Below are 19,532 nucleotides of genomic sequence, written 5' to 3' on the forward strand. Positions count from 1 at the left end.
TCGACACGGCTGTTAACTGGCGGTTAACGTCGGAGAAATGTGGGTGAAATGCCATTCATCGTGCGCAGTTTTTCCCCTGAAGTTTTTGCCGGTTTTATATGCCTCAAACGTGACCTACATCAATTAAATCGGTGAGATGGGAGCCACTTCTTTCCCGCTTTAAGGGGCTACGCTTTGGTATCGACGTCATAAGAGTGGAGTTTTGTATGCGGTTTACCTGGAGTCAGAGGGTGATGTTCGGCGCCGTGTTGAGTCTGTTCGTGCTGAGCAGCGGTATGGCGGCTGAGCCGTCAAATGGTCTCAGCTATCCGGAGGGGTGGCAGGATTGGTCAACGCTGGCGGTGTCCCACCGAACCGATAACGGAACCGTGAGAGTGATCCTGGGTAATGAGATCGCGATTGCGGCTGCACGTCGTGGCGAGACGCAGCCCTGGCCAGACGGGGCGATGCTGGGCAAGGTGGTCTGGAAAGCCGAGGCGCTGGCGGACTGGCCCGCGGCCATCGGCCCGGGGCAGTTTGTTCACGCTGAGTTTATGGCTCGGGTCGAGGGTGCGGGCGAAACCGGGTGGCGTTGGGGCCGCTGGGTTGGTGCAGAGCTGCAACCCTATGGCAAGGGCGAGGGGGAATGCATCGCCTGCCACACACCGGTTAAACAGCGTGACTGGGTATTTACGGAACCGGCCCTTCTGCCGCGCTGATTTGAGATCCAGTCCCCCACCGGGCCAGAACGGCTCGATGGGGGACTGGCCCGTTACTCCGGTTTGGCCAGCGGCTTATACCAGACGTTCATCGATTCAATCTGGCCGCTGATCTGAGTGTTGTTTACCAGTCTCCCTGCCATCTGGTACTGACGGCGGGCAAAGGTTCGGTTCATGCCAACCGAAACCGCACGAGCGATGGTAAATGCCATTCGGTATCCCTCGTTGGCCATCGACAGCTCCATCTGGGCCAGCAGTCGCTGTGCCCAGCCCTCACCGCGGGCTTCCGGCGCAGTGGCGAAGTCCGTCATCTCCACGGTGCCACTGGCCTGGTCCTGTTCAGCGGAAGCGAGTGCCACCAGGTGGCCCGCTTTCTCTACGCCAAAGTAGGCCACATTGTCTTCCATGGTCTCGCGGATAAATCCGGCGTCGGTGATGGGAAACGGATAACTGGGAAACACCTGGCCGTAGAGGTTGGCCATCGCGTCAGCGTCATCCAGGGTCATCTGCCGTATGGCGGGGTCTGTCAGAATGCGGTCATCGGGCTTCAATGACAGGATCGCCTGCTGAAGTGCACGGTGCAGGGATTCCGGCTGGCGCAACTGAGCCCGCTGGGGGTCGGGATAGTGTCCCAGAAACAGGGCATCGGCCTCGGTGTAGAAATCGGGGATGCGAGCCTCAACCTGATAGCCCTGGCGGAGGAAAGGCTCCGCCTGAGTGTGGGGCACCTTGGCGAAGATCTTCCCATACCCCTGTTGATCCGCCAGATGATGAATCTCAGACAGCACCTCATTGGGGTCGGCCTTCCCCAGCCCCATCAGGTAGACCCGGTCGTTGTTGGGACCATGCTGGATTGTCGCGCCAGCGCGCTGCTCAACGGTATCAAACTGAAAACAGCCTTCGGCAGAGTCGGTCAGACTGGAGAGCAAGGAGTTCATTTGGAGACCTCAATCGATTCAGATGAACGGGTGACAAAAACGGTGTGAGCCAGAGCCAGGACCAGCAGTGAAGCGCTCAGGCCGTAGACACTGGGGTCAAGCTGCCATTTCACCATAGTGGCGGGAAGCGGCAGCCAGTCTGCCATCAAAAGCAGCAGCGTCAGGCAGCCGGAGATCATGGCGGCGAGGGCAGCGCGCGACCCAACCTGAGGAAAGAACAGGCAGGCCAGGGTTGGGGCCACCAGTCCGGACACCATCAGGCCGTAGGCGGTCAGAATGGCATCCAGCACGGAGGTGGCTTTGGCCGCCAACAGGATAGCGAGCAGTCCCAGCCCCAGTGTCACCAGCATCGACAGTCGTACGGCGCGGGGGGAGTTGTCCCGAACCCGACAAATATCGTTTAACAGGTTACCGGAGCTGGCCATCAGGCAGCTGTCGGCGGTCGACATGATGGCAGAAAAGTAGGCCGCGATGACGATGCCGGTCAGCCCCAGTGGCAGCAGGTCCCGGATCATCATCGGGACCGCACTTTCGGCATCGGCTTCCGGCAGTAGAACCCGTGCGCACATCCCCAGCAGTACACCGGAAAAGGCCATCATCGGGTACTCCAGAAAGCCGGCCAGATACCAGGCTCGCTGAGCGGTTTTGGTATCCCGGCAGGCGTAGATGCGCTGATAGAGCGTCATGGCCACCAGCCAGATGGGAGTGATGGTAACCAGCCAGTTGATGGCGGTGCCCGGGCTCAGTTCACGGAGGGAGAAGTGTTGCGCTGGCAAGGCCGACATCAGGCCGGAAAAGCCGCCAACTTCATTGAGGGCAAACGGCAGCGCCAGACCTCCCAGCCCCAACAGCAGGATCAGCCACTGGATGCTGTCGGTGTAGATCACCGCTTTGAGGCCACCGAAGGCGGTGTAGAGGATTGTTGCGCCACCGATCAGCCAGAGCGCCAGGGTCAGAGGATCGCCACCGCTGAAATCCATGGGCACCAGAGTATTGGCGGCCAGCTTGGCGCCCGCCAGAAGTTGCGCGGCGGTAAAGCCCAGATAGCCGATAGCAGAGATCAGGGCGGCCAGCATCGCAACCTTGCCACCGAAGTGATGACGCAGCAGGTCCGGGTAGGTGAAAAAGCGGTGCTGGGTTTCCCGTGCTTTGACCCTTGGAATAAGCCACACGGCGGAGAGCCAGGCGCCCAGCAGGCCGGTAAACAGCAGCCAACTGGCGGACAGGCCCATGGTGAACCCCAGCCCGGCCAAGCCGATGGAGAAACCGCCACCCACATCGGTGGCGGCGATGGAGAAACCCACATGGCGGGCTCCCAGGTTGCGCCCGGCGAGAAAGAAGTCCTCGCCGCCCTGATGGCGTCGGTAAAAGTGATACCCGACCCCAACCAAGGCCAGCAGATAGCCTGCAAACAGGGCGTAATCAAGCGAATGCATAGCAGCCCTTAGAGCAGATAGGAGACGTCTGCAGTGCGACCTTCAAAGTTGGTGGCGATCAGCTTGGTTTCGCCCTCCTGCTCCACCTTTTGAACGTACTCCGGCTGCACCGGCATCTTACCCAGCCCGCCAATGCCATCGACAATAAAGGTGGGGATGGCCGGGCCGGATACCCAGCCACGAATACCGTGGTAGATCGCCAGCATACGGTCGTAGCTGACCATAAACTTGCTGTTACCCGGTGCCGGATCCATGGAGTAGACGTAGTAAGGACGGATGCCGTTAGAGACCAGGTCCATGACCAAGTCCCGCATCACTTCCACGCTGTCGTTTACCCCTTTAATCATCACACTCTGGTTCCCCAGCATGATGCCAGCACGACGCAACATGCCGGTGTGTTTGATAAACAGCGGGGTGATCTCTTTTGGGTGGTTCACCTGGGTGTTGATCAGAGTGACGCGGTTCTCCACCAGCACATCCACCAGCTCCGGGGTGACCCGGGTCGGCAACTGAGCCAGAAGGCGGCTGCCGATACGCAGGATCTTCAGATCCGGACGAGCCTCACGGATCATCGACAGGATCTCACCCAGCTTACTGTCGGTCAGCAGCAGTGGGTCGCCGCCGGACAACAGCACGTCCTGCACCTCAGGGTGGTCACGCAAATACTCCACTGAGCGACGGATGCGAGCCATATCGATCACGTTCAGCGGGTCGGACACCATGCGCTTGCGGGTGCAGTGACGGCAGTAGGCGCCACAGATGTTGTGTACCAGAAACAGCACACGATTGGGGTAGCGGTGCACCAGGGAGGTGCCCTCCGGCATCATGTCGTCTTCTGCCAGTTGATCACCCATTTCATGGGGGGCGATGTTCATCTCATCCTGTTCGGGCACGTACTGAATGCGGATGGGGCAGGCGGGATCATTTTTGTCCATCAATTGGGCCACGTAGGGAGTCACGCGGGCCGCAATCACCTTGTAAACCTCATCCTCAACAGGTCGAACCCCCTGCAGGACTTTGGCCAAATCCTTATCGGACTGGAAAGACTTGGCCAAAGTCTCGCGCCAGGAGTGATCGGCAACGTCAAAGGCCATCAACTCGTCATGGTTGTTGAAATGATAGGTGGGGTGGGTGTCTACCAGTTTTAGCGGGATTGGGTCGATATGAGTTTTAGCAGGTTGGCGTTGCACATTGCTTGTAGCCATCAGAGAAAATACTCCTTCTCTCAAAGATAAGATATGTATTCATATGATTAGAGTGCGAACGATCCTAACGTAATATTTAACCTGTGATCAAATTGGTGGTAACGTATGTGGCGTGCCACGTATGGATTTGTTTACATGTTCTGGCCAGATTTACAGCGAAAAATGGGTTTGTAAGCGAGTTGCGCCCCTCTTATCAGGGGTTGATTGGTTTGAGTCGAAATGGAATGTGATCGAACGAATTGTTCGAATGCTTCGCCCGTTGAAGTTTGAAGTGCCCAGATCGAAGTCTCGGGCAGAAAAGGAGGACCTATGCGAAAGACGAAACACTCCGCTTGGCGGGAGATAGTGGTGCTGGGCGTACTCTTTATTGGACTGGCCAGCCTGGGGGCACTGGTTTAATAAAGGGAATTTGCTACAGTAGCGCCGGAGCCTGCAGGAGCGAATATGGACAAACACGAGCAATTGCTGATTTCACTGCGCAAAGTCATTCGAGCCATCGATCTTCACAGTCGAAAGCTCAGCAAAGAGTCGGGCCTGACCGGACCACAGCTCGTGGTGATGCAGAAGATCGATAAACTGGGCGGCCCCATTGCCCGTCAGGTGGCGGCAGAGGTCAATCTGAGCCCGGCCACTGTGACCTCGATCATCGACCGGCTTGAGTCCCGGGGATTGGTCAATCGTATTCGTGATGATGAGGATAAGCGCCGGGTACGTCTCTCATTAAGTGAGGAAGGCCAGCAGTTGCTGGCATCGGCCCCGCAGCCATTGCAGGAACACTTTATTGAGCGCTACCAGGCGTTGGAAGAGTGGGAGCAGAGTCTGCTGCTCTCCTCAGTGGAGCGGATCGCCGCGATGATGGATGCGGAGGAGTTGGATGCCGCCCCCATGTTGACCGTGGGCCAGATCCAGGACTCTCACTGAACATCGGGTCTCTGCCCCCTGGTGCCGCTCTCCCCAAAGCGGTTCCATCCCCCTACACAAAAATGCGCCCATTGGGCGCATTTTCTCTGCGTAGCGTGTGCACCAGTGCCCGCTTCAGCGCGGCTCCTGCCCAACTTTACGGTTCATCTCGGAGATGGCGGTAAGCGACTCGATCGGCATGGGGCCAACAAGCTTTGGCGGAGTATACAGATTCACTTTGTCCGCCACAGTATGAACAAACGCCGTGGCATCGCCGATGTCGTAGCCGTATTCGGCGATAACGAATTTATTGCGGTAGCGCTTGGCGTTCTCGTACTCAATGGGGGAGACCGCCACGGCCAGAACCGACAGGCTCTTTTCGCCGATGGCCGCCACGAAGGAGGGGGAGTCCATAAACGCGTTGTTAAGGATGGCGTTGCCGTTGCCCAGATAGGGGCCGCCATACTCGATCAACTCCATCGGCAGATAGAGGGATTGCATCAACTTGGTGACCATCGGCTCGATGCGAGAGGGCAGGTGGCCCTGCACGGTGGCGTGATAGGAGACCAAATTATCCGGCCACAGGGTTTGTTTCGCCTGCGGAGAGAAGCCGGTCGGGATGAACTCATCAAGTTGAAGCTGGCCGGATGGCAGGCGGGTCATCGCCATAAAGGTCACGAAGCCGTGGCCCTGGACCTCATCGCCGGGCTGCGGTTCATAAGCGGAAAACAGCACCAGATGGCGACGCTCGCCAGCCTGCAGTTCCCCACCCTGATCAGAGACATTGATGCAGCGAACCGAGCCGGTGCGCTCCAGCGAGTTCAATCCCAGTTCATTCAGTAATGTGGGGCAGGGCGCATCTGAGTGATACGCGTGGGCGAAGTGGTGGTAGTCGTAGAACTCTTTACCGCCGTAAATCAGAAACGCGACCCCCAGTAACATAAAAAACCACTGGGTCAGTTTTCCGATCGCTTTAAATGGCCAGGCGATGAGGGTTCTGAAGTTCTGTTTCAGCCACGAAACGGCAGTGCTGAGTGCATTCATATCCCAAACCTCAAACAGTCACGAGTTGAGGGGGGTCACTTTCCCTGTCGGACCCAAGCCCCGAATTATGGTGTCCGCGAGACGGGTACGGCTTGCCTCTGCAGGATCTCAAAAGCTAGTTGAGATGCCCCAAATTTCAATGGCAAAGTGCGGATTTATCGGGAGGTTCACTCAAAACGGCGCGTCGGGCGTTGGGGTCAACATCGGGCTCAGATCACCACGCGGATCGCCAGGAAAGTCAGCACCAGCGCGGTAGCGCGGTCGAGCCAATGGGTGTTGTTCTGCAACCAGCCCATTAACGGTGTCCGGGCAACACCGAGTGCCACCAGGGCGTACCACAGTGCATCAATGCCCCCGGCGGTTGCCATCATGATCAGCTTGTCCCGCCAGGGAGCGCCCTCCTGAACAAACTGACTGAACAGCGCCAGAAAGAAGATGGCGATCTTGGGATTCAGAAACGCCACGAGAAACCCACCGATAAAGCCCTGGTAGCGTCGGTAGGGATCGCGGTTGGGCGCCTCTGGTGAGGGGGTTGCTTTGGGTTTGATTGCCTGCCACGCCAGGTAAATCAGGAAGGCCGCACCGGCATAACGGATCGCCTCAAACAGAGCCGGAGTCTGGGTGATAACCAGCCCCAACCCCATCGCCACCAACAGCGCGTACAGGGCGATACCCAGCCCGTGTCCCACCGCCGTTGCCACGCCACGACTCATACCACCCTGAACGGTATTGCGGATCACCAGCGCCAAAGAAGGGCCAGGGCTCATGGCACCCAAGGTGCAAACGGTGGCGAGGGAGAGCCAGAGGGTGAGAGTCATTGGGGATCCTGTTGGTGAGCGTAGGCGGCAAGCATACCTCAGCCCCAGTCTGGAAAAAACGTCTTCCCGAACAATACGCTGCGGGTGAGAGGGCCGGATTAAACTGTGGTGGGTCTGGATTCGGTATCCAGCGAGGGGTGGGTGGGTTTCTGTACGGAACTGGCGATGAACTCGCTGATTTCATCGGTCAGCCAGTTCGGCAGTTCCTCATCTTCATTTCGGGTAATCAGGTAATAGTTGGGCGGGGGAGCACGCTTATGCAGTTTTTCAAACTCGCCATCGTTCAGTTGCTGCGCTTTAATCCCGGGGAAGTGAGAAAGATAATCCGCGGAAACCCGTAATCCAACAAAGGTGACCGCATCACTGTTTTCAATATATTCGGTGACTTCAGAAAGTGAACCGACATTACCAATCACATCCAATCGGCGCCCTTGGTCTATAGCATATAGTTCTAATGGATCGATTCGGTCATTAAAAAATGGGCATTCGGTTATTAAAAAAGGATATTGAATAATATTATCCAACATCTGGTTCGGTGGACATCGCCAGATAGGGTGCTTTTCATTGGCGATAACAAAAAGGAGCTCTCCAGAGGCAATCAGCCTGGAGGTCAGCCGGTTTTTGTCGCTGGCCTTGAAATTCAGCATCAGGTCAGCCTGGCCCCGGATCAGGTCCTCGCAGCCGCAGTTGGTCATGGTCTTGATGGCGAGCGACACCTTGCCTGGCTCCAGCTCCGCGCGAGCCTTGAGCGCAGTACCGAGGCGGCAGGTCAGGGTGGCGGGTGCCAGCAGCGTGTAGTGTTTTTGCGGCTTCAGGGCACTGGGCCTGGTGGTGTTTTCCACCGTATCCAGTATCGACAGCATTTGCTGGAAATAGGGGTAGAGCCGGTCCGCCATGGGCGTGGGTTCAAATCCATACTGGCGACGGATGAACAGGAGATCGTTGAGAGCGTGCCTCAGGGTACCCAGAGAGCGGCTGATTTTGGAGGGCGGAACTTGAAGCAAGGTGGCGACGGATTGTGCATTCCGGGACTCGTAGACTTTGACGAATATGATGATGCTGAAAAGGTTGATGTCGCGTAATTTGTTCACGGTCCCTCCGAACAATTACTTGAGCTCGAACATCATCTCAACGTACTGATAGCAAAGTTAACTTTTCATATCCTAGATCAAACAAACTCTCCTGTTTATAGCAAAGCCAAATGGAGTGTGATCTGGATCACCATGTTGGCGCAATTACCGATCCAAGTCCCGCAAGGGGGGCCACTTTACCACGCCTCAGCATTCCGGTAGTGGCAATTTCAAATTCTAATAAATGAAAATCAGGCTTGAGTCGTCACAATTTCATTATTTGACTTTTAGATTTGAAATTTTCACGTTTTATCGATGGCGGATATCTAATTTTCATTCGGTGGTTGAAATTGATCAAAATCAATTAACTCTTTTCATGTGGTGGCCAATACTTGAGTCAAAAGGAGATTTTGTCGCAGGCCGATATATCCAGGAGGACGTTATGTCATTCACCACATTCCTTACTGTAGTCACTCCGTATCTGTTTATTTTCTTTGTCCTGTTCATTGCCGTTCCCTTTGTGATCGCCGGATTGGTAATGGGACTCTATGAAATGCTGACAGTCGAGAAAGAGAGCACTGCCGAGCAGAAAAAGGGCGGGCATCATCACGATGCGTTAACCCACTAAGTGTTCCGGCTCCGGCCGGTTCCTGCCAATAGATTAGGAGTTCACATGTTGAACAGAACCGTCTTTTGGGCAGTGTGTTTGGCCAGTTTCTGCTTTGCATCCTTTGCCGACGAAAGCACCTGTCTGCGCTGTCATAAGCGCAATGGCAACATGGAGGGCGCTCATGGTCACCTGGTCAGCGACGTGGGTTGTGTCCGCTGCCACGGCGATATGGACGCCCATCCCCGAGATAAAGAGAGTGGGATCCGTTTTGGTCTGACTGCCAGAACCCCGGCGGCGGAGCAGAACGCCATCTGCCTTGAGTGTCATGGCGTCGCGCGGCTTCGCAAAGCCGATTGGACCCATGATGTTCACGCCAGTCGCCTCGCCTGTGCCGCCTGTCATGCACTGCATCCCGAGGCCGATCCTATGTTTGAGCTGAAGCCGGTGTCCCGGACTCAGCTGTGCGTCGACTGCCACCAGCACATCGAGAATGCGGAGGTCAGACTATGAACCTGTCGAGAAGGCAATTCCTCATCGACGGCGCCCTGCTGATCCCGATCTCCACCCTGACGGGATGCGGTGCCTCCGCACAACCCCTGAAACGCAACTATGCCCTGGTTTACGACGAATCCCGGTGCATCGGCTGTGAAGCCTGTGTGCAGGCGTGCCGGACCGTGAATCAGGTGCCCGAAAGCGTAACCCGTCTGAGGATTGAACGTCGCGGTCCGTTTGGCGAGGGGCCGGACACCCACTATCGTTTTGCCCGAAAAAGCTGTGAGCATTGCGAAACCGCCGCTTGCATCTCGGTGTGTCCCACCGGCGCCTGCTTCCGCGACGAGAATGGCATTGTCGATGTTGAGTCGGACAAGTGCGTGGGATGCCAGTACTGCATCGCCGCCTGTCCCTATAAGGTGCGTTTTGTGAATCCAGACACCCGCTCGGTGGACAAGTGCGACTTTTGCCGCAAAACCAACCTGGCCCAGGGGCGGCCACCCGCCTGCGTGGAAGCCTGCCCAACCCGGGCTCTCACGTTTGGGGATCTGAACGACCCCAACAGCGAGATTGTTCAGCTGTTGCGCCGTAAGCAAACCTATCGGGACAAGGTTGAACTGGGGACTCGTCCCAAGATCTACCGGGTGCCCCACGGGAAAGGGGAGGTGATCTGATGGACGGTTCCATTCAAGCGGTATTGCACTCTGACACCATCGTCTGGTCATGGCCGATCGCCATCTACCTGTTTCTGGCGGGGGTCTCCGCCGGTTCGGTGCTGATCGCCATCGCGGTAAAGCGCTACCGGGAGTTCAATAAGCGGACGGTATCAAGCAGCGGCATCGTGCGCGCCATGGCGCTGATTGCCCCCCTGTCCGTGATCCTGGGACTGGGGATCCTGATCATCGACCTTACCAAGCCCTGGCAGTTCTGGAAGATGATGGTCTATTGGAATCCCAGCTCCGTGATGTTCTGGGGGGTGATGATCCTCTCCCTCTACATCCTGGTGCTTATGGCCTATTTGATGGCGTTATTCCACGCTCCACTGATGCTGGTGGCTCGCCACTGGCCCTGGATGCAACGCGTACTTTTGGGCATCAAGCGGGCGGAAGGGGGCATGCAGAACCTGCTGCTGTTTCTGGCGGTGTGCGTCGGGGCCTACACCGGGTTTCTGCTCTCGGCTCTGAAGGGGTTCCCGTTGTTGAACAACCCGGTTCTGCCGATTCTGTTTCTGGTCTCGGGGGTGTCGTCCGGCGCGGCGTCCACCATTCTGTTCAGTCTTATCTGCTTTAAGGAGCCGGCCCACAGTCAGGACATCGAGTTTGTCCATCTCATTGAGAAACCGGTACTGATGACCGAAGTGTTCCTGCTGGTGGCCTTCTTTCTGGGATTGGTGTTTGCCGGAGGAGCCAGTGCGGAGTCCGCCAAAGTGGCTCTGATGGGCGAGTTCTGGTCGAGCGTTTTCTGGGTTCTGGTGGTGTTCTGTGGGATGGTTCTGCCCTGGTTACTGCAGTGGACGCTGCCCTCCAACTGGACTAACAAACCTGGGTTTGTGGCCAGCCTGTGCCTGCTTAGCCTGACCGGGATCTTTGCGCTGCGACACTTCATTCTCTACGCCGGGCAGATGACGGTCGCTTAGCCATGGCGTGTGCCGAACGAGGATTCCACCTGCATAGCCGATGGTTTTGATACGGCCCCTGAAAGGGGGCTGTTCTTTTTCAGGGGCTCCAGTTTGGCGAAAGTCCCTCGCTCCCTATCCTTTCCACCGATGGCGGTCATGACGGACAAAAAGCCCGGGTTCAGGCCCGGGCTTTTTCTTGGTTCCATCAATTTTGGGGGCTTATTTCGCCTTGGGGCGGAACGGCTTGATCACCGCTTCGTCGCACTCCAGGAAGGGGCCTTCCATCAGATCGATGCAGTAGGGGATGGCGGGGAACACCGCATCCAGGCACTCGCGAATCGATTTGGGCTTGCCCGGCAGGTTGACGATCAGCGTGTCGTCACGCAGGCCTGCGGTTTGGCGGGAGAGGATGGCGGTAGGCACAAACTTCAGGGACTCGGCGCGCATCAGTTCGCCAAAGCCCGGCATCATGCGATCACACACCGCTTCGGTGGCCTCCGGAGTGACGTCTCGCTTGGCCGGGCCGGTGCCTCCAGTGGTGACGACCAGACAGCACTGCTGCTCATCGGCCATCTTGATCAGGGTGGCTTCGATAACTTCCTGCTCATCCGGGATCACCTCATAAACCGGCTCCCACTCGGAAGTCAGGTACTCATTCAGGGTGTCGATGATCGCTTTGCCGGAGAGGTCTTCATAGATGCCGGCACTGGCGCGGTCACTGACGGTCACGATGCCGATTTTGGCGATGGTCATGAACTCTGTCCTTTCGGGTTCGGTAAAAGTTTATCGACGGCAAGGATAAAGGAGGATGCGCCAAAAAAACATGCGTTGAAACGATCCGATGCGCTTTTCAGCAAGGTTCTGATCCCTTCTGGTAGCGCCTTTCCAGCGCGAGTCTGATGCGCTGCAGGAAGGAGCCGGCCTGAGAGACAGAGCGAGAATTCGCAGCCAACCGATCACCCGGTGAACCGACAGGTCGCTTCAGGCCCGTTTGAGTTGTTTCATAAACTCGGTGAAATGGGGCTTAAAGGCTTTGAACAGCTCGACATTCCGGTTCTTCATCATCACCTCGCCAAACAGCTTCAAACCCACGGCGAACGCCACAGTATCTTGCTGATCCAGACCGAGTTTTCCCTCAAGTCTTTCAATGATGTGGAACAGGTCATCGTGATTGCGGACCTGAAACTCCAGTGGAGCCTGTTGGACGGCTTGGCCTTTGGCGTCTTCCTGATGCTCAACGGTGAATTGGTACAAATGACCTTTCATTGGTCTCTCCTTCAGCGTTTGCGGTGAGAGGGAAGTGGGCAATATCCCATTCGGGCTTTGAGGTTGATATCGACCCCAAAATAGTTGATGATGTCAACTATATGTCTAGTGGTTGATAATGTCAACCATGTGTCAGGAGTGAGTCGAGTATGTCCGATAGCCCTCTGTTGGAAAGCGTGTTTCAGCTGTTCCATATCGTGAAGAAGGCGATGCAGCAGGAGATCGAGGAGTTGGGGCTTGAACTGAGTCCCATGCACGTGCGGGTACTGAAGGTGATCGCCAGCCGAACTCAATGCACTGCAAATAATGTGGTGCAGGGGTTGAGTCGCGATAAGGCGCAGGTTACCCGATTGCTCAACACCCTGATGGTTCAGGGGCTGCTGGTGAAAAAGCCCAATCCGGAAGATAAACGCAGCCAGCTGTTGGCGCTGACGGAAGTGGGGTGGGAAGTGATGGAGCAGGTCGAAGCCATTGATGCACAGATTACCCGGAAGATGGCTCAGGGACTGAGTTCCAACGAACTGGCAGAATTTCAGAGACTTGCTCATGTGATAACGCACAGCCTGAACTGATCCCGAGGTTAGAATCCTGGACCCAATCCTGTTTAGGAGAGGCCTCAGCAGCAACTCCCCGCCTCACTCATTTTAGCGAGGTGAAGAACGGCATTCAGTAGCATGGCACAGACCATGGATACGACTGAGAACAGGGATATGGAGACCCGATTTGTACCGCTTTTGGCATTGATCATTGGTGTGTCCGGTTGTGCAACGGAGCTTAAGGTCAACTCGCCTCAACAAGGGGATGGTGTGGCTTATGCGTTGCCCAAAACCGAGTTTACGATTGAGCACACCGCGCAACTGAAATCCTGCTCAAGTTCGCGCATTGAGGTGGACCATAAACTGGCGCTCAACGAGGCCTACCGGATGGATCCCACTACCTGGTATACCATCGACTTCTACGACCTGAAGCAGTTTGCCGTCGACAGTAAGTTCAATCTGGAGCTTTACCCCAATGGCACGCTCAAAAGCATCAACGCCCAGGGTGAGGACCAGTCTGCCGATATGGCAATCAACCTGGCCACGGCGATCGCCAATGTAGCGGCGACCGGTGTCGCAGGCTTTCCAGTTCCCACCAAGTCAGCGGAGTTATCGTTTACCGAGCAGCCGTTTGGCGCATCAATCCTGCTGGCAGGTGGCGGGGTCGAAATCTGCAATGCGTCAACCCGCGCTTTGCTGAAAGAGCGTACGGATGCTCGGGGCAAGGTGAAGCAGGCGGAAAGCCAGATTAAGGCTAAGACTGATGAGATTAAGGTTTGTGGCGACCTGGCGCCGGACAAGGCCAAGTCCTGCATTTTGGCGGCTCAGGCTGCTGTCGGAGCGTTGGAGAAGGTCAAATCCACGGCACTGAAACGAATCAATGAGCTTGACCTGGCGTTGACTATAGGCGTTCGACACAGCGTTTCACCAGCCGCCTTGGGAGGTGAGGAAAGCGTTGTCAGTCTTTACCCCCAGGCTCGCGCCCTCTGGCTGGAAGCGGATACCGCATCCGCCGATGTTCGCGAAAAGATGACCTTCTACTACGCGTTTCGGGGGCTGTCTGGCGACGCTGAGGCGCCACCTAAGTGCGATTACAGCAATGGCAGTGTGTGTCAGGGCATTGTCTACCGCTTGCCCGCGCCCGCCGTGTTTCAGCTCTGGTCTGATCCCAAACAGTCCGATGGGGCCAACCTGCTGATTGATAAAGAGGTGATGGTGCCTCAGCGGGGACAGTTCGAATATGTCAGCCTGGACCGTAACGCCTTTGAGGGCTCGGTACTCAAACTGACCTTCTCCCCGTCGGGATTGTTGACCTCCTTCACTTACGACTCCACCGAGTCCGATGCGACGGACCCTTCCAAAGCGCTGGTTGAGATCACACAGCTTGGCCTGGAGTATGAGCAGGCGAGGAGGCAGGCCAACGATCAGGCTGTACTGGATAACCTCGACCATGAGATCCAGCGGTTGCAGAAGGAGAAGGAGCTGAAAGCGCTGCGCGAGGAGCTAGGCATCAACTGAGTCAAAGTCGAATTCGCTGACAAAAAAGCCCGGGCGATGCCCGGGCTTTTGCATTCACGGTGTCAGCACACTGGCTTAGGCTTTGGCGGGAACCGCTTCGGCCACGTTGCCCTGCTTCTTCACCCACAGCAGCAGACCTGCCAGAGTGGCAATCGGAATCACTACGTCGAACGCAGTGCCGGCAGAGCCGAACAGCAGGTTCAGAGCGGTCACCATGGTGGCACCAATGGCCCAGGCGATCATGGCGGTCACACACCAGATCTCCATCTGAGCTTTGGTGTCATCCACGCCCAGAGTACGGGTCACTACGTGGAAGTAAGAGTCGTTGAAGTGGCTGAAACCGATGGAGCCAACGGCACAGGCCAGAGCCACGAATACCGGCTCCAGGCCAAGACCGGCCACCATGGGGGCGGTGATGGTGGCGGCGGTGATCATGGCCACCGTCGCAGAACCCTGGGCCAGACGCAGCAGAGAAGCGATGGCCAGCGGTACCAGGATCGGCGGCAGCCCGGTCGCGGCGATGCTTTCAGCAATCACGTCACCGGCACCGGAGGCACGCAGTACGGCACCCATGGCGCCACCGGCACCGGTTACCAGCAGGATGATGCCGGTGGAGGAAACGCCGGACTCCATGGACTGGATAACGGCTTCGCGGGGCATCTTGGAGGTCAGACCGTAGAGGGCGATCAGCAGGCCGATACCCACGGCGATCACCGGATGACCTACCAGGTCGATGGTGTGGTGCAGCAGAGTCGGATCCTGGCCTTCAGCCGGACCACCCACCAGGGTGCGGATCAGGATCAGGGCGATGGGCAGCAGGATAGGGGCAAAGGAGAGGAAGTTGCTGGGCAACTGAGCTTCTTCGTCAGCGCTCATCTCCTTAACGCCTTTGAACAGGGTCGGCTCGGTGATCCACTCACCGTTCTCACCAGGTACGCGGTAGTACTTCTCACCCACGCGGCGGGTGTAGAAGATGGTGCCCAGCATCATCGGGACAGAAACGATCAGACCCCACACCATGTAGGAACCCAGATCCACACCCAGCAGAGCGGCAACCCCTACCGGACCCGGCGTCGGCGGAACCATGGCGTGGGTGATCAGCAGACCGATCGCCAGAGTGGCGCCCAGGCCAACCATGGATTTGCCGATGTTCTGGGAGATGGCGCGAACCAGGGACTGCAACAGCACGTAAGCGGAGTCACAGAACACCGGAATGGAAACCAGTACGCCGGTGAAGCCCAGAGCGATGTCTTCGCGGCCTTTACCGAACAGCTTGATGAAGGTGCGGGCCATACGCTTGGCGGCGCCGGACACTTCAAAACAGGCGCCCATCATCACACCGAAACCGATGATCAGGCCGATGGAGGACAGCGTGCCACCAAAGCCGGAGGTGAGGGCTGCGGTCAGATCGTTCGGCTTCATGCCAGCGAACAGACCGATGATCAGCGCGGTGATGATCATTGCCGGGAAGATGTGAATACGGGTTTTCAACACCATGGCGAGCAGTGCCAAAAGGCCCGCGACTACGCCGATGATTGTGGTTTCCATGAAGGTACCTTTTTCTCTTCTCTAATTAAGGTTGCGCCGGGCTGCAGTGCGCCCGGCGTCGGTTTTTACTTAGGTTATTTCGCCAGGTAGGGCTTTACCCAACCCAGGCCAAATGTGGTGCTGTGGCGCGGTTTGTACTCGCAGCCGATGTAACCGTCGTAGTGTTGATCCAGCACGTCGAACAGGTGCGGATAGTTCAGCTCCCCTTCACTGGGCTCGTGGCGTTCCGGCACAGAGGCTATCTGGACATGGCCGATGTGCTGCCCCATCTGGGCAATCAGGCGGGACAGGTCGCCATCCATGATCTGTGCGTGGTAGAGGTCCAGCTGCACTTTGACGTTGGGACGATCAATCGCTTCCACCAACTCCACTGCTTCCATCTGGTGGGCCAGGAAGTAGCCGGGCACATCGCGGTCATTCAGCGGCTCAATCTGGATGGTGATGCCGTGCTCAGCGTAAAGATCGGCGGCCCAGCGCAGGTTGTCGATAAAGGTGGTGCGATGGGCGTCATAGTCAAACTGGCTGTCGATAAGGCCCGCCATGGCGTGCACCTTTTTACAGTTCAGTGCCAGGGCGTAGGCCAGCGCCTTTTCGGCGTTGGCGCGAAACTCGGTTTCGCGACCCGGGATGGCGGCCATACCGCGCTCACCCGCATCCCAGTTGCCCGGGGGCATGTTGAACAAGGCTTGGGTTAAGCCGTGAACCCGCAGTTGGTCTGCCAGTTCGGTGGCGTCATAGTCGTAGGGAAACAGGAACTCCACCGCCTCAAAACCGGCGTCGGCAGCGTGAGCGAAGCGCTCCAGAAAGGGCACTTCGGTAAACAGCATGGTCAGGTTGGCAGCGAACTTAGCCATAACGGCGCTCCAGCTCAGTAATTTGATCGTCGGTGAGGTAGCGGATCGGTTGGTTATCCAGCATCAGCATCAGTTTGGCGGTCTCCTCCAACTCCTCCATGTTGTCCACGGCGTTCACCAGGCTGGTGCCGGTTACTACCGGACCATGGTTGGCCAGCAGCATCGCCTTGTGACTGGGGGAGAGGGCGGCCAGATCCCGGGCAATCTCGGCAGAGCCGGGAGCGTAGTAGGGCACCAGCGGCAGTTTGCCCACCCGCATCACGTAGTAGGGAGTGAAGGGGCGAATGACATTGTCCGGATTGAGATCGGCACGGCAGGAGAGGGCGGTCAGGTGGGTGCAGTGCAGATGCACCACCGCCTCAAACTCCGGGTTGGCCTGGTACATCGCCAGGTGGAACTGCACCTCTTTGGAGGGGCGGTCGCCGGACAGGTGTTCGCCATCCAGAGTGACTTTTGAGAGTTTTTCCGCCTCCAGACGCCCCAGTGAGGCGCCGGTGGGGGTGGCCAGGATAGTACCATCGGCCAGTTTGACCGACAGGTTGCCCGCGCCGCCGGTGGCGTAGCCTCGCTCGAACAGCGAGCGACCAAAGCTGACCATCTGCTCCCGCAGGGTCTGCTCCTGCTGGTGAAGTTCAAACAGGTTCATCGGGCCTCCGGGATCATCGCCTGAGCGTCGAAGAAGAAGCGCTCCTGACCAAAGTTGCCGGACTTGAGGGTCAGGCTGATGGGCTGGGAGACCGCACGCACCCAGGGTACCCCCGGGGCAATTGGCGGGCCGATATGGAAGGCGTCCACATTGAGGGACTGGGTGACGATGCCGGAGGTTTCACCGCCGGCCACGATAAAGTTGTTGACCCCTTCCGCCTGCAGGCGGGCAGCCAGGGCACCAAAGGTTTGCTCCACCGCGTGTGAGGCACGCTCGGCACCGTACTGAGCCTGGATCGCCTTCAGCTTCTCCGGTTCAGCGGTGGCATACACCATCGGTGCCAGGGCGTTGTCGAGACGGGGCAGCAGCCAGGACAGCAGGGTGTCCAGGTATCCCTCGTCACTCAGGCAGGCTTCCACATCCAGCGCAAAAGACTCGGCCTCGGCGCGGTAGGCGGCAACCTGGGCATTGGTCATCACCGAGCAGGAGCCGGACAGCACCACGGTGCGTCCGCTCTGGGGCTGACCCGCTGCCTGAGTGTCGCTGATGTTGGTGCCGGGCTTGGCCAGGTGGCGGGCGATGCCCAGAGCCAGACCGGAGCCGCCGGTGACCAGAGCCATCCCCTCAACCGAGCGGCCAAGGGTCTCCAGGTGGCGCTCATTCAGGGTGTCTACGGCGGCGTAGCGATGCCCCTGGGTTTTCAGTTCGGCGTAGCGGGCTTGCACCGCGTCGACACCCGCATCAATCACACTGGCAGGCACCAGTCCGGTGGTGCCCTGAGACTGGGCATCCATCAGGCGGATCAGGGAGCTGTCGGTCATCGGCGTAACCGGGTGGTCTTTCATGCCAGAATCGGACAGCAACTGCTCACCCACAAACAGGTGACCCATGTAAACGCTGCGGCCATTGACCGGCAGTGAGGGGCAGAGGATGGTCAGTTCGGTGTCCAGCGCCGCCATCAGCGCGTCGGTCACCGGGCCGATATTGCCCTTGGCAGTGCTGTCGAAGGTGGAGCAGTACTTGAAGTAGATCTGCTCAGCGCCGTTGGCTTTGAGCCAGTCCAGCGCCGCCAGAGAGTCAGCCACCGCTTCCTCTACCGGACAGGAGCGGGATTTCAGGCTGATCACCACCGCATCGGTATCCAGCTCAACATCGCCCTGGGGGATGCCGCAGAACTGCACGGCGCGCAGACCGTTCGCCACCAGAAAGCTGGCGATGTCGGTGGCGCCGGTGAAGTCGTCAGCGATAACGCCCAGACGGATCATGCTTTGACCTCCGGGGTGACGTTCAGCGGCAGCTCAATGCCCTGGAAGCTGTGGATCACCGCAGAGTCATCCCACTGGCCATAACCGGCGTTGGACGCGTTCACAAACTGGTTGTAGGCGGTGCTGGCCAGAGGCAGCGGGAATTTCAGCGCCTTGGCGGTGTCGGCCACCAACCCCAGGTCCTTCACAAAGATGTCCACCATGGAGGTGGGGGTGTAGTCGCCATCCACCACGTGCTTCATGCGGTTTTCAAACATCCAGCTGTTGCCTGCCGCGTTGGTGACCACCTCGTACATGGTGTCCAGCGGAATGCCTGCGCGAGCGGCCAGGGCCATCGCTTCGGCACCGGCCGCAATGTGCACGCCTGCCAGCAGTTGGTGGATGATTTTAACGGTGGCGCCCAGACCGATCTCGGTGCCAATGGTGTACACCTTGCCCGCAGTGGCATCCAGCACCGGCTGCAACTTGGCGAAAGCGGCGTCAGAGCCGGAGGCCATGATGGTCATCTCACCGGCAGCGGCTTTGGCGGCGCCCCCGGACACTGGGGCATCCAGCATCAGCAGGCCACGTTGCTCCAGACCGGCTGCAATCGCCTTGGCGTCGTCGGCGGAGATGGTGGCGGACACCATTACGGCGGTGCCCGGCTTCAGCGCATCCGCCAGACCCAAATCAAACAGGATGGTGTTCACCTGCCTGGCGTTGACCACCAGCATCAGAACGGCGTCCAGTTGCTCCGCAAACGCTTTGGCATCGGTGCCAACTGCGACAGCGCCGTGGGCTTTGAGGGAGGCCAGTGCCTGTTCGTTCAGATCCACACCATAGGTGGACAGGCCAGCGTTGATGCAGGATTGGGCGGCGCCCATACCCATGGAGCCCAGGCCGATTACCGCAACGGAGTAGGAGGTCATGCTAAACCCTGTGAAATGTTGTGAATGCCGGAGTTGAATCAAAATCGAACTGCACCGGCGGGGAATTCTGGGCGCGATTATCACAGAAATTCACAGGGTGGTGCTTTTGCACTCGCTGGTGAGTGAGGAAATGTGATCTTGCCCGAAACCCTGTGGTCGTTG

At 57.9% G+C, this 19,532-nt stretch carries 21 protein-coding genes; 8 read left to right on the forward strand and 13 right to left on the reverse strand.

What is annotated here, in order from left to right:
• Positions 1 to 206 precede the first annotated feature (206 nt).
• Complete coding sequence (locus KUV52_RS09725; RefSeq protein WP_222525745.1) at positions 207 to 698, forward strand: cytochrome P460 family protein; 492 nt, start codon at positions 207 to 209, stop codon at positions 696 to 698.
• A 53-nt stretch (positions 699 to 751) separates the two neighbouring features.
• On the opposite strand, the gene ablB is transcribed toward KUV52_RS09725, so the two are convergent.
• From ablB to KUV52_RS09740, 3 genes are read right to left on the reverse strand one after another with little or no spacing between them, the layout of a single operon-like run.
• Positions 752 to 1,636: a putative beta-lysine N-acetyltransferase gene (gene ablB, locus KUV52_RS09730; protein WP_222525746.1), complete on the reverse strand. Its 885-nt coding sequence runs from the start codon at positions 1,634 to 1,636 to the stop codon at positions 752 to 754.
• Positions 1,633 to 3,072, reverse strand: coding sequence for a sodium:solute symporter (locus KUV52_RS09735; RefSeq protein WP_222525747.1), 1,440 nt, complete (start codon positions 3,070 to 3,072; stop codon positions 1,633 to 1,635). Before KUV52_RS09735 ends, ablB begins: the two co-directional genes overlap by 4 nt.
• 8 nt (positions 3,073 to 3,080) lie before the next feature.
• The gene (locus tag KUV52_RS09740; protein ID WP_222525748.1) at positions 3,081 to 4,277 is read right to left on the reverse strand and encodes a KamA family radical SAM protein; all 1,197 of its coding nucleotides are present in this window, start codon (positions 4,275 to 4,277) and stop codon (positions 3,081 to 3,083) included.
• A gap of 444 nt (positions 4,278 to 4,721) precedes the next feature.
• On the opposite strand from KUV52_RS09740, the gene KUV52_RS09745 reads away from it, so the two are divergent.
• Positions 4,722 to 5,198: a MarR family winged helix-turn-helix transcriptional regulator gene (locus KUV52_RS09745; RefSeq protein ID WP_222525749.1), complete on the forward strand. Its 477-nt coding sequence runs from the start codon at positions 4,722 to 4,724 to the stop codon at positions 5,196 to 5,198.
• Positions 5,199 to 5,312: 114 nt separating this feature from the next.
• Here the strand turns inward: KUV52_RS09745 and KUV52_RS09750 are convergent, their stop codons facing one another.
• The 3 genes from KUV52_RS09750 to KUV52_RS09760 all read right to left on the reverse strand — a co-directional run bounded on the left by KUV52_RS09750 (position 5,313) and on the right by KUV52_RS09760 (position 8,130).
• Entirely contained in the window at positions 5,313 to 6,221 is a 909-nt protein-coding gene (locus tag KUV52_RS09750) for a hypothetical protein (protein WP_222525750.1), read from the reverse strand.
• 209 nt (positions 6,222 to 6,430) lie between these two features.
• Positions 6,431 to 7,039, reverse strand: a complete 609-nt coding sequence (locus tag KUV52_RS09755) for a LysE family translocator (RefSeq protein ID WP_222525751.1) — start codon at positions 7,037 to 7,039, stop codon at positions 6,431 to 6,433.
• Positions 7,040 to 7,137: 98 nt separating this feature from the next.
• The gene (locus tag KUV52_RS09760; RefSeq protein WP_222525752.1) at positions 7,138 to 8,130 is read right to left on the reverse strand and encodes a LysR family transcriptional regulator; all 993 of its coding nucleotides are present in this window, start codon (positions 8,128 to 8,130) and stop codon (positions 7,138 to 7,140) included.
• Between the two features lie 421 nt (positions 8,131 to 8,551).
• Between KUV52_RS09760 and KUV52_RS09765 the strand changes: the two genes are divergently transcribed.
• The 4 genes from KUV52_RS09765 to nrfD are packed head-to-tail and all read left to right on the forward strand — an operon-like array spanning position 8,552 to position 10,847.
• Positions 8,552 to 8,737, forward strand: a complete 186-nt coding sequence (locus KUV52_RS09765) for a hypothetical protein (RefSeq protein ID WP_222525753.1) — start codon at positions 8,552 to 8,554, stop codon at positions 8,735 to 8,737.
• 45 nt (positions 8,738 to 8,782) lie between these two features.
• Positions 8,783 to 9,229: a cytochrome c3 family protein gene (locus KUV52_RS09770; RefSeq protein WP_222525754.1), complete on the forward strand. Its 447-nt coding sequence runs from the start codon at positions 8,783 to 8,785 to the stop codon at positions 9,227 to 9,229.
• The gene (locus KUV52_RS09775) at positions 9,226 to 9,885 is read left to right on the forward strand and encodes a 4Fe-4S dicluster domain-containing protein (protein ID WP_222525755.1); all 660 of its coding nucleotides are present in this window, start codon (positions 9,226 to 9,228) and stop codon (positions 9,883 to 9,885) included. Before KUV52_RS09770 ends, KUV52_RS09775 begins: the two co-directional genes overlap by 4 nt.
• The gene (nrfD, locus tag KUV52_RS09780; protein ID WP_222525756.1) at positions 9,885 to 10,847 is read left to right on the forward strand and encodes a cytochrome c nitrite reductase subunit NrfD; all 963 of its coding nucleotides are present in this window, start codon (positions 9,885 to 9,887) and stop codon (positions 10,845 to 10,847) included. Before KUV52_RS09775 ends, nrfD begins: the two co-directional genes overlap by 1 nt.
• A gap of 201 nt (positions 10,848 to 11,048) precedes the next feature.
• Here the strand turns inward: nrfD and mog are convergent, their stop codons facing one another.
• Together mog and KUV52_RS09790 are read right to left on the reverse strand one after the other, a co-directional pair.
• Complete coding sequence (mog, locus tag KUV52_RS09785; RefSeq protein WP_222525757.1) at positions 11,049 to 11,582, reverse strand: molybdopterin adenylyltransferase; 534 nt, start codon at positions 11,580 to 11,582, stop codon at positions 11,049 to 11,051.
• Between the two features lie 228 nt (positions 11,583 to 11,810).
• Positions 11,811 to 12,095, reverse strand: a complete 285-nt coding sequence (locus tag KUV52_RS09790) for a DUF3861 domain-containing protein (protein WP_222525758.1) — start codon at positions 12,093 to 12,095, stop codon at positions 11,811 to 11,813.
• Between the two features lie 149 nt (positions 12,096 to 12,244).
• On the opposite strand from KUV52_RS09790, the gene KUV52_RS09795 reads away from it, so the two are divergent.
• The gene (locus KUV52_RS09795) at positions 12,245 to 12,667 is read left to right on the forward strand and encodes a MarR family winged helix-turn-helix transcriptional regulator (RefSeq protein ID WP_222525759.1); all 423 of its coding nucleotides are present in this window, start codon (positions 12,245 to 12,247) and stop codon (positions 12,665 to 12,667) included.
• A 138-nt stretch (positions 12,668 to 12,805) separates the two neighbouring features.
• Positions 12,806 to 14,149 carry a hypothetical protein gene (locus KUV52_RS09800; protein ID WP_222525760.1) on the forward strand — a complete coding sequence of 448 codons (1,344 nt, stop codon included), beginning with the start codon at positions 12,806 to 12,808 and terminating at the stop codon, positions 14,147 to 14,149.
• 75 nt (positions 14,150 to 14,224) lie between these two features.
• On the opposite strand, the gene KUV52_RS09805 is transcribed toward KUV52_RS09800, so the two are convergent.
• The 5 genes from KUV52_RS09805 to ltnD all read right to left on the reverse strand — a co-directional run bounded on the left by KUV52_RS09805 (position 14,225) and on the right by ltnD (position 19,370).
• A complete protein-coding gene (locus KUV52_RS09805; RefSeq protein ID WP_222525761.1) occupies positions 14,225 to 15,697 on the reverse strand; it encodes a GntP family permease in 1,473 nt (490 codons plus the stop codon).
• 74 nt (positions 15,698 to 15,771) lie between these two features.
• Positions 15,772 to 16,551 carry a 2-oxo-tetronate isomerase gene (gene otnI, locus KUV52_RS09810; protein ID WP_222525762.1) on the reverse strand — a complete coding sequence of 260 codons (780 nt, stop codon included), beginning with the start codon at positions 16,549 to 16,551 and terminating at the stop codon, positions 15,772 to 15,774.
• The gene (locus KUV52_RS09815) at positions 16,544 to 17,197 is read right to left on the reverse strand and encodes an aldolase (RefSeq protein WP_222525763.1); all 654 of its coding nucleotides are present in this window, start codon (positions 17,195 to 17,197) and stop codon (positions 16,544 to 16,546) included. Before KUV52_RS09815 ends, otnI begins: the two co-directional genes overlap by 8 nt.
• Positions 17,194 to 18,462 (reverse strand): 3-oxo-tetronate kinase, encoded by a 1,269-nt coding sequence (gene otnK / locus KUV52_RS09820; RefSeq protein WP_222525764.1) that lies wholly within the window; start codon positions 18,460 to 18,462, stop codon positions 17,194 to 17,196. Before otnK ends, KUV52_RS09815 begins: the two co-directional genes overlap by 4 nt.
• The gene (ltnD, locus tag KUV52_RS09825; protein ID WP_222525765.1) at positions 18,459 to 19,370 is read right to left on the reverse strand and encodes an L-threonate dehydrogenase; all 912 of its coding nucleotides are present in this window, start codon (positions 19,368 to 19,370) and stop codon (positions 18,459 to 18,461) included. The genes otnK and ltnD overlap by 4 nt, the downstream gene beginning before the upstream one ends.
• Positions 19,371 to 19,532: the final 162 nt, after the last annotated feature.

The sequence above is a fragment of the Ferrimonas balearica genome, from assembly GCF_019802055.1.
Classification (GTDB): Bacteria; Pseudomonadota; Gammaproteobacteria; order Enterobacterales; family Shewanellaceae; genus Ferrimonas; species Ferrimonas balearica_A.

Coding starts and splice junctions, on each gene's coding strand:
- KUV52_RS09725 (WP_222525745.1), top strand. CDS start 207: ATGCGGTTTACCTGGAGTCAGAGGGTGATGTTCGGCGCCGTGTTGAGT.
- ablB (WP_222525746.1), bottom strand. CDS start 1,636: ATGAACTCCTTGCTCTCCAGTCTGACCGACTCTGCCGAAGGCTGTTTT.
- KUV52_RS09735 (WP_222525747.1), bottom strand. CDS start 3,072: ATGCATTCGCTTGATTACGCCCTGTTTGCAGGCTATCTGCTGGCCTTG.
- KUV52_RS09740 (WP_222525748.1), bottom strand. CDS start 4,277: ATGGCTACAAGCAATGTGCAACGCCAACCTGCTAAAACTCATATCGAC.
- KUV52_RS09745 (WP_222525749.1), top strand. CDS start 4,722: ATGGACAAACACGAGCAATTGCTGATTTCACTGCGCAAAGTCATTCGA.
- KUV52_RS09750 (WP_222525750.1), bottom strand. CDS start 6,221: ATGAATGCACTCAGCACTGCCGTTTCGTGGCTGAAACAGAACTTCAGA.
- KUV52_RS09755 (WP_222525751.1), bottom strand. CDS start 7,039: ATGACTCTCACCCTCTGGCTCTCCCTCGCCACCGTTTGCACCTTGGGT.
- KUV52_RS09765 (WP_222525753.1), top strand. CDS start 8,552: ATGTCATTCACCACATTCCTTACTGTAGTCACTCCGTATCTGTTTATT.
- KUV52_RS09770 (WP_222525754.1), top strand. CDS start 8,783: ATGTTGAACAGAACCGTCTTTTGGGCAGTGTGTTTGGCCAGTTTCTGC.
- KUV52_RS09775 (WP_222525755.1), top strand. CDS start 9,226: ATGAACCTGTCGAGAAGGCAATTCCTCATCGACGGCGCCCTGCTGATC.
- nrfD (WP_222525756.1), top strand. CDS start 9,885: ATGGACGGTTCCATTCAAGCGGTATTGCACTCTGACACCATCGTCTGG.
- mog (WP_222525757.1), bottom strand. CDS start 11,582: ATGACCATCGCCAAAATCGGCATCGTGACCGTCAGTGACCGCGCCAGT.
- KUV52_RS09790 (WP_222525758.1), bottom strand. CDS start 12,095: ATGAAAGGTCATTTGTACCAATTCACCGTTGAGCATCAGGAAGACGCC.
- KUV52_RS09795 (WP_222525759.1), top strand. CDS start 12,245: ATGTCCGATAGCCCTCTGTTGGAAAGCGTGTTTCAGCTGTTCCATATC.
- KUV52_RS09800 (WP_222525760.1), top strand. CDS start 12,806: ATGGAGACCCGATTTGTACCGCTTTTGGCATTGATCATTGGTGTGTCC.
- KUV52_RS09805 (WP_222525761.1), bottom strand. CDS start 15,697: ATGGAAACCACAATCATCGGCGTAGTCGCGGGCCTTTTGGCACTGCTC.
- otnI (WP_222525762.1), bottom strand. CDS start 16,551: ATGGCTAAGTTCGCTGCCAACCTGACCATGCTGTTTACCGAAGTGCCC.
- KUV52_RS09815 (WP_222525763.1), bottom strand. CDS start 17,197: ATGAACCTGTTTGAACTTCACCAGCAGGAGCAGACCCTGCGGGAGCAG.
- otnK (WP_222525764.1), bottom strand. CDS start 18,462: ATGATCCGTCTGGGCGTTATCGCTGACGACTTCACCGGCGCCACCGAC.
- ltnD (WP_222525765.1), bottom strand. CDS start 19,370: ATGACCTCCTACTCCGTTGCGGTAATCGGCCTGGGCTCCATGGGTATG.